We start from the raw sequence: 10114 nt of genomic DNA, 5'->3' as shown, positions 1-10114 counted from the left end.
GCGTCACGGACGGTCTCGTGGAGGCCGTGGTGGACGACGTCGACTCGACGCTCGACTCGGTGACGGCCGGCGACCTGCCGGGCGTGGTCGACGACGTGACCGGCGAGGACGGCCTGGTCGACGACGTGCTGGAGGACCAGGGCCTGGACCCGGTGCTCAACGACGTCGTGGGCTCCACCGGTGCGGTGGACGACCTGCTGGGCACGGGGTCGGCGGTGCAGGACGTGGTCGGCGGGATCGCCGGTGAGGAGGGCGTGCTGGATGACGTCCTCGGCGCCGACGAGGCGCAGGACGGCGTCACGGACGGTCTCGTGGAGGCCGTGGTGGACGACGTCGACTCGACGCTCGACTCGGTGACGGCCGGCGACCTGCCGGGCGTGGTCGACGACGTCGCCGCCGACGACGGGCTTCTGGACGACGCGCTGGAGGACGGCGGCGTGGACGCGGCCGCGGACGACGTGGTCGACCAGGTCTCCGACCTGGCGGGCACGGTCGACGACACCGTCGGGACCGGGTCGCTGGTGCAGGACGTCGTGGACGGCCTCGCCGGCGAGGACGGTGTCGTGGACGACGTCGTCGGTGCCGACGAGCCCGAGGACGGCGTCACGGACGAGCTCGTCGAGCACGCGCTCGACGACGTCGAGCAGGTCGTGGGAGACCTCACCGAGGGCGACCTCGGCGCGGTGGCCGACGACCTCACGGCCGAGGACGGCCTGGTCGACGACGTGCTGGAGGACCAGGGTCTGGACCCGGTGCTGAACGACGTCGTGGACTCCACCGGTGCGGTGGACGACGCGCTCGGCACGGGTGACCTCGTCGAGGACACCGCGGACGGCCTGCTCGGTGAGGACGGCGTGGTCGACGACGTCGTCGGCGCCGACGAGCCGCAGGACGGCGTCACGGACGGCGTCGTGGAGGCCGTGGTGGACGACGTCGACTCGACGGTGGACTCGGTGACGGCCGGTGACCTGCCGGGCGTCGTCGACGACCTGACCGCCGAGGACGGCCTGGTCGACGACGTGCTGGAGGACCAGGGTCTGGACCCGGTGCTGAACGATGTCGTCGACTCGACCGGGACCGTGGACGACGTGCTCGGCACGGGTGACCTCGTCGAGGACACCGTCGACGGGATCGCCGGCGAGGACGGCACCGTGGACGACATCATCGGCGCCGACGAGCCGCAGGACGGCGTCACGGACGAGCTCGTCGAGCACGTCGTCGAGGACGTCAACGACACGGTGAACGACCTGCTCGAGGGCGACCTCGGGGCCGTCACCGACGACGTCCTCGCCGAGGACGGTCTGGTCGACGACGTCCTGGAGGACGGCACCACCGCTACCGATCCGGGTGACGGCACCGATCCTGGTGACGGCACGGACCCGGGTGACGGCACGGACCCGGGTGACGGCACGGACCCGGGTGACGGCACGGACCCGGGTGACGGCACCGATCCTGGTGACGGCACCGATCCTGGTGACGGCACGGACCCGGGTGACGGCACCGACCCCGGCGACGGTGGCACCGCCAACCCGGGTGACGACGGGTCCGGCGACGGCTCGACCACCCCGGTGGGCGGACCGGTCGCCGAGGCCGCCGGCTCGGACGGTTCGGGACAGCTGATCGGTACCGGGTCCGACGGCGCCACGGCGGCGTCCGGCGCTGACGGTGCCAGCGGGACCGGCGCGATGCAGTCGCTGCCGACGACGGGCGGCGACCTGCGGCTGCTGGGCCCGGCGCTGCTGCTGATGCTGACGGGCGTCGCGCTGGTGCTGCGCCGCCGGAGGGAGGTCGTCGCGGTCGAGACCCGCTGACCCCGTCGGAGCCGGTACCGGCTCCGGACGGGGCGGCGCTGTCACGGGGGATCACTGGGGAGTGTCCCGTGGCAGCTCCGCCCCGGCTGGGGTCGGCGGGGTGCGGCACGGCGCAGGGGGCCGGGCCGCACCCACGACGCACCGGCGACGCGGGGTACGCGTGGCGGCCCCGGGCGGACGATCACCGGGCTCTCGGGGGAGGGTCTCGGCAGACCCGCCCGGGGCTGCCCGCGGAACACGCCTACCCTGGGACACCGTGCCCCGCCTGATCGCCGACCTCACGCCGCTGCGCGTCTCCCCGGCGTTCCGTCGCCTGTGGTGGGGCCTCGGCGTCTCGAACATCGGCACGCAGGTCACCGTGGTCGCGGTGGGCCTGCAGGTGTACGCCCTGACGGGGTCCACGCTCGCGGTGGGCACGCTGGGGATCGCCGCGCTGGTGCCGCTGGTCGCCCTCGGGCTGTACGGCGGGGCGCTGGTGGACCACTACGACCGGCGCCGCGTCTCGCTGCTCGCGTCCTCGGTGCTGTGGCTGGTGACGGCGGCCATCGCGGCGCAGGCGTGGCTCGACGTCGGCTCGGTGAACCTGCTGTACGGGCTCGTGGCGCTGCAGTCCGCAGCGTTCGCCATCAACAACCCCGCGCGCACGTCGATCGTGCCGCGCCTGCTGGAGCCGCAGCTCATGCCGGCGGCCAACGCGCTCCAGACGCTGTCGTTCAACGTGGCCCTCACCTGCGGCCCCCTCGTGGGCGCGCTCCTCGTGGCCCGGCTGGGGTATGCCTGGGCGTACACCCTCGACGCGCTGCTGTTCACCGCCGCGCTGTGGGCGGTGTGGCGGCTGCCCGCCGTCCCGCCCGAGCTGACCCTGGACGACCAGAGGGACGACGACGTGACCGGCGCCGCGCCCGCCCGGCGGCGCGTCGTCGGGCTGAGCTCGGTGCTCGACGGGCTGCGCTACCTCGCCACGCGGCCGAACGTGCGCACGACGTTCGTCGTCGACCTGGCCGCGATGGTCCTCGCCTTCCCCCGCGTGCTGTGGCCCGCGGCGGGCGCGCTCTACCTGGGCGGCGGGGAGACGACGACGGGTGTGCTCGCCGCCGGGTTCGCCGTCGGCGGCATCCTCGCGAGCGTGTTCTCCGGCGCGCTGGTCCGCGTGCGGTGGCAGGGCCGGATCATCGTGTGGGCGATCACGGCGTGGGGGCTGAGCGTCACGGCCTTCGGCGCGGTGCTGGTCGCCGTCGGGCCGGACGCGCCGGACGGCGTGCTGTGGGGCGCCGTCGTGCTCGCGGGCGTGGCGCTGCTGCTCGCGGGCGGGTCGGACGCGATCTCGTCCGTGTTCCGCCAGTCGATCCTGCAGACCGCGACGCCTGACCACATGCGCGGCCGCCTCCAGGGCGTGTTCATCGTGGTCGTCGCGGGCGGGCCGCGGCTCGGGGAGATGGTGCTGGGCTCGGAGGCCACGTGGTTCGGCGAGGGCTGGGCGGCCGTCGTCGGCGGGCTCGCGTGCGTCGCCGTGCTGTGGCTGGTCGTGCGGCTGCAACCCCGGTTCTGGCGCTACGACGCGCACCACCCTGAGCCCTGAGCCCCGAGCGCGCGCCACGGCGTGCTCCCGCGGGCGTGCGTATCGTCGAGGAACCCCGACCAGCAGCCCTCGCCGGCCCGCGGGAGGAACGATGCGAGCGATCGTGCACGACCGCTACGGCACGGCCGAGGTGCTCCGGCTCGCCGAGGTCGACCCGCCGGAGCCGACCGGCCGCGAGCTGCTGGTCCGGGTGCGGGCCGCGGCGCTCGACGCCGGCGTCTGGTACCTGACGACGGGACGGCCACCGGTGGCGCGCCTCGCGTTCGGGCTCCGCCGCCCGAAGGCGCGCGTCGCGGGTCAGGAGCTCGCCGGCACGGTCGAGGCCGTGGGCCCCGGGGCGCGACGGTTCGCCGTCGGGGACGAGGTGTTCGGCACGGGCGCCGGCGCGTTCGCCGAGCTGGCGCTCGCGCCGGAGAACAAGCTCGCCGCGCGCCCGCCGGACCTCGCGCCCGAGGCGGCCGCCACCCTCGGCGTGTCCGGCACCACGGCGCTCCAGGCCGTGCGCGACATCGGCGAGGTGCGCGCCGGCCAGCGGGTGCTCGTCACCGGCGCGGGTGGCGGCGTCGGGACGTTCGTCGTCGGGCTCGCGGTGGCGCGAGGTGCCGTCGTCACCGGGGTCGCGGGCCCGGGCAAGGCGGAGCTGGTCACGCGGCTCGGCGCCGAGCGCGTTCTCGACTACACCCGCGAACCGATCACCGCGGCCGGGCCGCACGACGTCGTCGTCGACGTCGCGGGCAACCGGCCGCTGCGCGACCTGCGCCGCGCCCTGACGCCCCGCGGCACGCTCGTGCTGCTGGGTGCCGGGGTGACCACCAGCGGGTTCCTCGGCGGGGCGGAGCGCCAGCTCCGCGGGCTGCTGTGGTCGCCGTTCCTGCGGCAACGGCTGCGAGGGTTCGTCGGCATCACCCAGCCGGACGACCTGCAGACCTTGGCGACGATGGTCGTCGAGGGGCGGCTCGCCCCCGCCGTCGAGGCCGTGCGCCCGCTCGCCGAGGCGCCCGACGCGGTGCACGAGCTCGGGCTCGGCCATTCCCGGGGCAAGACCGTCGTCGTCCCCTGACCGGACCCGGGGACGCGAGCGTCAGGGCGTCGCGGCCGTGTAGGGCTTCCGTCTGCGCATCCCCGGCAGGGCGACGACAGCGAGGACGGCGCACGCCCAGCCGCCCGACATCGTGACGAGGAACCCGGCGTGCGAGTCCACGGCGTCCACCGCGACGCCGGCCAGCCACGAGCCGAGCGAGACGCCGACGCCCAGCGACGTGCCCACCCACGTGAGGCCCTCGGTGAGCTGGTGCGGCGCGACGAGCGCCTGCACCAGGGCGTTGCCGTTGATGAGCGTCGGGGCGATGGCGAACCCGGCCACGAACATCACCACGCCCAGGACCACGAGGTTCTGGACGAAGAAGAACAGGGAGACCCCGACGGCGATCCCGCAGGCCGTGACGGTGAACCGGACCGACAGCGGGGACACCCAGTGCCGGGCCCCGTACGCCAGGCCCGAGACCATCGAGCCCAGCGCGAAGCAGGCGAGCACCAGCCCGGCGAGGCCCTTGACCCCCTGCTCCTCCGCGAACGCCACGGTGGCGACGTCGCTCGACCCGAACATGACGCCCATGCCGACGAAGACGACGGCGAGCACCGGCATCCCGGGCATGCGGATCGCCGAGCGGCGCTCGAGGCGGACGGCGTCGGGGTGCGTCACCGAGCCGACGCGCTCGCCGTCCGCGGGTACGGCCGCGCCCCGGGCGGGCGGCTCGGTGCGCCGCTGCGTGAGGAACCAGGCGGCGCCCCCGCCGCCCACGACGGCCGCGACCAGCAGGCCGCCCGAGGGGATGACCGTCGTCGCGAGCGTCGTCGCCAGCACCGGGCCCACGATGAACACCAGCTCGTCGAGGGCCGACTCCAGGGAGTAGGCGGTGTGCACGCGCCGCGCCTCCGGGAGCACGTGGGACCAGCGGGCCCGGGCGAGCGACCCGTACGAGCCCTGGCTCGCCCCGCCCACCGCGGCGCACACCCACAGCACCCACTCCGCGGCGCCCAGGGTCGCGGCCACCACCAGCCCCAGCAGCCCCACGGTCGTCGCGACCAGCATCGGGGTCATCACGCGGGCCTGGCCCGACCGGTCCACGAGGCGGGCGATCTGCGGCGCCACCAGCGCCTGCGCCACCACCAGCACCGCCGACACCCGGCCCGCCATCGCGTACGAGCCGTACAGGGCCTGCACCATGAGCACCGTGCCGATGCCGACCATCGACATCGGCAGCCGGGCGATCACGCCGGCGGCGGAGAACGGGAGCGCCCCCGGCACCTGGAGGACGTCGAGATAGGGGTTGCGCTTCCGGGCGCCCGACGCCGTGTCGGGGCCCTCGGGGACGGGCTCGGTCACTGCCGGATTCTCCCACCCCCGCGGGTGTGGGGCTTGGTGCGGCGCAGCCCCACCGCGCGCGCCCGGCCGGGGGCCTCTAGCGTGACGGACCATGACCGCCAGGGACCGCGTGCGCGCGGCGCAGCTCGTGCCGCGTGCGCTCTGGGCGCTCGGCGGCGTCGCCGTGCTCGCCCTCGGGTCGGCCGTGCTGCTGTCCGCGCACGTCGGCGTCGACCCGTTCACGGCGGCGAACATCGGGGTCAGCGGGCACCTCGGCATCGGGCTCGGGGCGTACCAGCTCGCCGTGAACGCCGTCCTGCTCGTGCCCGTCGTGGTGTGGGCGCGCCGCTACGTCGGGCTGGGCACGGTTATCAACATGGTGATGACGGGGTTCTTCGTCCAGTGGTTCGGCGCGCTGCTGGCGCCCCTGGTGCCCGACCCGCCCAGCCACCTGCTGCAGGCCGTGCTCTTCGGGGTGGGGATCGTGCTGTTCACCGCCGGCGCGTCGGCCTACATGACCGCGGGGATCGGGACGGCGCCGTACGACGCGATCGCGCCGATCGTCGTCGACCGCACCGGGTGGCGCTACCGGGTGGTGCGGGTGGTGCAGGACCTGGCGTTCGTCGGCCTCGCGATCCTGTTCGGCGGCCCGGTGGGGGTGGGGACCGTCATGACGGCGTTCTTCGCCGGGCCCCTCATCGACTTCTTCACCGTGCGGGTCAACACGCCGCTGCTGCACCGCCTGCTGCCCGGCGACGAGGAGCCGGTCCACCAGGCGCCGTGAGGTCCGTCTCGCCCCCGGCACGGGGGGCGACAGATGTCGGGGTCAGCGGCCAGGATGGGGGCCATGAACGCCACCCCCACCCCCGTGACGGTCGTCGACGACCGCGACCACCAGGTCTTCCTCGCCCGGCTCGACGACGGCCGCCGCGCCGGCGGCGCGTACTACGAGCGGAAGGCTGACGAGGGGTCGGCCGTGGTCGTCTTCACGCACACCGAGGTGGACCCGGCGTTCGAGGGGCAGGGGATCGGGTCGCAGCTCGCCGCCGGCGCGCTCGACCAGGTGCGCGCCGCGGGGGAGAAGATCGTGCCGCTGTGCCCGTTCATCAAGGCCTACGTGCAGCGCCACCCCGAGTACGCCGACCTGCTCGCGCACCCCGCCCGGTGAGGGCGGCGACCACCACCCGGCGCGGCGGCATCGCGGCGCTGGGTGTCTCCGTCGCGCTCCTGCTCGGCGCGTGCGCCGGCGGCCTCGAGCCCGCGACCCCCGGTGTCGACGACGTCGCGCCCTCCGACCTGGCAGCGCCGTCCGACCTGCCCGCTCCGTCGGACGAGCCGGCGCCCTCGGACCCGCCCGTGTCGCCGGGCACGTCACCAGCGGGGACCGCGCTCGCGGCGCTGGAGGGCCTGCCGGTCAAGGGTCGCGCGCCCAAGACGGGCTACTCCCGCGACCAGTTCGGCCCGGCGTGGGCCGACGTCGACCACAACGGGTGCGACACCCGCAACGACGTCCTCGCGCGCGACCTGACCCGCACCGTCACCGACCCGGACACGCACGACTGCATCGTGCTGAGCGGCGTGCTCGCCGACCCGTACACCGCCACGCGGATCGACTTCCTGCGCGGGCAGGCGACGTCCACGGCGGTGCAGATCGACCACGTGGTCGCGCTGTCCGACGCGTGGCAGAAGGGGGCGCAGCAGCTCGACGGCGTGGCGCGCCGGCAGCTCGCCAACGACCCGCTGAACCTGCTCGCGGTCGACGGCCCGACCAACTCGGGCAAGGGGGACGGCGACGCCGCGACCTGGCTGCCGCCGTCCAAGGCGTTCCGCTGCCAGTACGTGGCGCGGCAGGTCGCGGTGAAGCAGGCGTACGCGCTGTGGGTCACGCAGGCCGAGCACGACGCCATCGCGGGCATCCTGTCCCGGTGCCCCGACGAACCGCTGCCGTCCGGCGGGCCGGCGCCGCGGGTGGACGCCGGCCCGGACGACGCCGGCTCGGACGACACCAGCCCGGACGACACGAGCTCGGACGACACGAGCTCGGACGACACGAGCTCGGACGACACGGGTCCCACGCAGGAGCCGTTCGCGAACTGCGACGCGGCGCGGGCGGCCGGCGCGGCGCCGGTGCACCGCGGCGACCCCGGCTACTCCTCCCGGCTGGACCGCGACGGGGACGGGACCGCCTGCGAGTGAGCGTGGCCGGCCTACCGTGGAGCCGAGCACGCCGAACACCGTGAGTCGACCTCCGAGGGGCCGCGATGTCGCACACCTACCTCTTCGCGCTGACCGACGGCGGCGGCACGGTACCGCCCGAGCTCGGCGCCGCGCGACGGCTCGTGGAGCGCGGCCACCGCGTGACGGTGCTGGTGGAGGACTCGATGCTCCCGGAGGCGAGCGCCACCGGGGCGCGCGTCGTGCGCTGGGAGCACGGGCCGAACCGCCCGGACCGCGACCCGGCGCACGACCCGTTCCGCGACTGGGAGCGCACCAGCCCGCTCGCGCAGGCGCGCCTCATGGGCGACCGTGCGATCGCGGGGCCCGCGCCCGGGCACGCGCGCGACGTCGCCGCGGCCATCGACGACGACCGGCCGGACCTCGTCGTCTCGTCGATCTTCGCGTTCGGCGCCATGATGGCGGCCGAGTCGCGCGGCATCCCGTTCGACGTCCTCATGCCCAACGTCTACGTCCCGCCCACCCCGGGCGCGACGCCGGTCGGGATGGGCCTGGTGCCTGCGCGCGGCCCGCTCGGCAGGGCGCGGGACGCGGCCATGCGTCGGATGACGGTCGCCGGGCTCGACCGCTACACGCTGGAGCGGCTCAACGCCCTGCGCGCCGAGCTCGGCGTCGGGCCGATCGCGCACTCGTGGGAGCAGGTGCACCGCGCGCGGCGCCACCTGGTCATGACCAGCCCGGCGTTCGACCTCCCCGCGACGCTGCCCCCCGCGGCGCGGTACGTCGGGCCGGTGCTCGACGACCCGTCCTGGGCGGACGACGACGACTGGTCGCCGCCGCCCGGTGACGCCCCGCTCGTCCTCGTCGCCATGTCGTCGACGTTCCAGGACCACGTCGGCGTCCTGCAGCGGGTCGTCGACGGGCTCGCGACGCTGCCCGTGCGCGGCCTGGTCACGACCGGCCCGGCCGTGTCGCCGGCGGCGGTCCGCGGCACGCCGGACGTCACGGTCGTCGCCTCGGCGCCGCACGGGAGGGCGATGCGGGAGGCCGCCGCCGTCGTGACGCACGGCGGGCACGGGACCCTGCTCAAGGCGCTCGCCGCCGACCTCCCCGCCGTCGTCGTCCCGCACGGGCGCGACCAGGCGGACAACGCCGTCCGCGTCACCCTGCGGGGCGCGGCCGTCCGGCTGCCGCGCACGGCGTCGTCGGCGCGGTTCGCGGACGCCGTCCGGCGCGTGCTCGACGACCCGTCGTACGCGCGCTCGGCGCGCGCCCTCGGGGCGGCGATCCGGCGGGACGCCGAGCACAGCACGCTCGTCGCGGAGCTGGAGGACATGGACGGCACCGGCCGCGCGTAGGGCGCGCGGTCAGGCGGGCAGCGCGGCGCCCTGCGCGGCCTGGATCTCCAGCTCGACCTTGAGGGTCGTTCCCACGATCGCGACGCCGGCCGCGGCGACCTCGTTGTACCGGATGGCGAAGGCGTCGCGGCGCAGCTCCGTGGTGGCGCGGAACGCCGCGCGCACGACACCCTGCGCGTCGGCGCCGGTGCCCAGGTAGGTCAGGTCCAGGTCGACCGGGTGCGCCAGCCCGTGCAGGGTGAGGTCGCCGTGCACCGTCCAGCGACCGTCGGCGACCGGCGTCATCCCCGTCGAGCGGTACGTGATGTGCTCGTACCGCTCCACGTCGAGGAAGTCCGGGGACCGCAGGTGGCCATCCCGAGAGGCGTTGCCGGTGTCGATGGACGCCGCGGCGATCACGGCGGCGACGCCGGACCGGGAGACGTCGCCGGGCGCGACGTCGATCCGGCCGGCGAGCTCGGTGAACCGGCCCCGCACGCTGGAGATGCCCAGGTGCTGGGCCACCGCCGCCACCGACGAGTGCGCGGGGTCGATCGTCCACGGGCCCGGCGGCGGCAGCTCCGTGCCGCCCTGCCGGGCCAGCGTCACGGCCCCCAGGGCGGCGCGGCCCGCGGCGGTGACGATCGCCGACGTCGCGGCGGGCGCGTAGCCCACCGCCGTGACGATCGCGACGTACGCGCCCGGGGCCAGCGCGGCCTCGCCGCGGACCGCGCCGTCGTCGTCCGCGTCCGCGCGCAGCACCTGCGCGCCGGCGGCGTCCGTGAGGGTGACGACCGCGTGCGGCACGGCCCACCCGTCGCGCGTCCGGACCGTGGCGGTCAGCACG

General features: G+C 75.7%; 8 protein-coding genes and 1 pseudogene. 7 read left to right on the top strand and 2 right to left on the bottom strand.

Annotated elements, in window-relative coordinates; all coding sequences use genetic code 11:
- From ACFQ80_RS09555 to ACFQ80_RS09545, 3 genes and pseudogenes are all read left to right on the top strand, one after another.
- Positions 1 to 1811: pseudogene (locus ACFQ80_RS09555) on the top strand (hypothetical protein); the annotation flags it as partial.
- Positions 1812 to 2067: 256 nt separating this feature from the next.
- Positions 2068 to 3390: an MFS transporter gene (locus tag ACFQ80_RS09550; RefSeq protein ID WP_430551527.1), complete on the top strand. Its 1323-nt coding sequence runs from the start codon at positions 2068 to 2070 to the stop codon at positions 3388 to 3390.
- A gap of 91 nt (positions 3391 to 3481) precedes the next feature.
- A complete protein-coding gene (locus ACFQ80_RS09545; protein WP_430563481.1) occupies positions 3482 to 4450 on the top strand; it encodes an NAD(P)-dependent alcohol dehydrogenase in 969 nt (322 codons plus the stop codon).
- Between the two features lie 21 nt (positions 4451 to 4471).
- Here the strand turns inward: ACFQ80_RS09545 and ACFQ80_RS09540 are convergent, their stop codons facing one another.
- A complete protein-coding gene (locus tag ACFQ80_RS09540) occupies positions 4472 to 5776 on the bottom strand; it encodes an MFS transporter (protein ID WP_430563480.1) in 1305 nt (434 codons plus the stop codon).
- 91 nt (positions 5777 to 5867) lie between these two features.
- Between ACFQ80_RS09540 and ACFQ80_RS09535 the strand changes: the two genes are divergently transcribed.
- The 4 genes from ACFQ80_RS09535 to ACFQ80_RS09520 all read left to right on the top strand — a co-directional run bounded on the left by ACFQ80_RS09535 (position 5868) and on the right by ACFQ80_RS09520 (position 9288).
- Positions 5868 to 6539, top strand: a complete 672-nt coding sequence (locus ACFQ80_RS09535) for a YitT family protein (protein WP_430563479.1) — start codon at positions 5868 to 5870, stop codon at positions 6537 to 6539.
- A 63-nt stretch (positions 6540 to 6602) separates the two neighbouring features.
- Positions 6603 to 6923 (top strand): GNAT family N-acetyltransferase, encoded by a 321-nt coding sequence (locus tag ACFQ80_RS09530; RefSeq protein ID WP_430551531.1) that lies wholly within the window; start codon positions 6603 to 6605, stop codon positions 6921 to 6923.
- Positions 6920 to 7951, top strand: coding sequence for a DUF1524 domain-containing protein (locus tag ACFQ80_RS09525; protein ID WP_430563478.1), 1032 nt, complete (start codon positions 6920 to 6922; stop codon positions 7949 to 7951). Before ACFQ80_RS09530 ends, ACFQ80_RS09525 begins: the two co-directional genes overlap by 4 nt.
- A 65-nt stretch (positions 7952 to 8016) precedes the next feature.
- Positions 8017 to 9288 (top strand): glycosyltransferase, encoded by a 1272-nt coding sequence (locus ACFQ80_RS09520; protein WP_430563477.1) that lies wholly within the window; start codon positions 8017 to 8019, stop codon positions 9286 to 9288.
- Positions 9289 to 9297: 9 nt separating this feature from the next.
- On the opposite strand, the gene ACFQ80_RS09515 is transcribed toward ACFQ80_RS09520, so the two are convergent.
- The gene (locus tag ACFQ80_RS09515; RefSeq protein WP_430563476.1) at positions 9298 to 10113 is read right to left on the bottom strand and encodes a YceI family protein; all 816 of its coding nucleotides are present in this window, start codon (positions 10111 to 10113) and stop codon (positions 9298 to 9300) included.
- Position 10114: the final 1 nt, after the last annotated feature.

The organism is Isoptericola sp. NPDC056578 (assembly GCF_042793275.1).
Lineage (GTDB): Bacteria > Actinomycetota > Actinomycetes > Actinomycetales > Cellulomonadaceae > Isoptericola.
Note: the sequence above shows the minus strand (reverse complement) of the source record. Positions and strands in the feature narration are given on the sequence as shown.

Coding starts and splice junctions, on each gene's coding strand:
- ACFQ80_RS09545 (WP_430563481.1), top strand. CDS start 3,482: ATGCGAGCGATCGTGCACGACCGCTACGGCACGGCCGAGGTGCTCCGG.
- ACFQ80_RS09535 (WP_430563479.1), top strand. CDS start 5,868: ATGACCGCCAGGGACCGCGTGCGCGCGGCGCAGCTCGTGCCGCGTGCG.
- ACFQ80_RS09530 (WP_430551531.1), top strand. CDS start 6,603: ATGAACGCCACCCCCACCCCCGTGACGGTCGTCGACGACCGCGACCAC.
- ACFQ80_RS09520 (WP_430563477.1), top strand. CDS start 8,017: ATGTCGCACACCTACCTCTTCGCGCTGACCGACGGCGGCGGCACGGTA.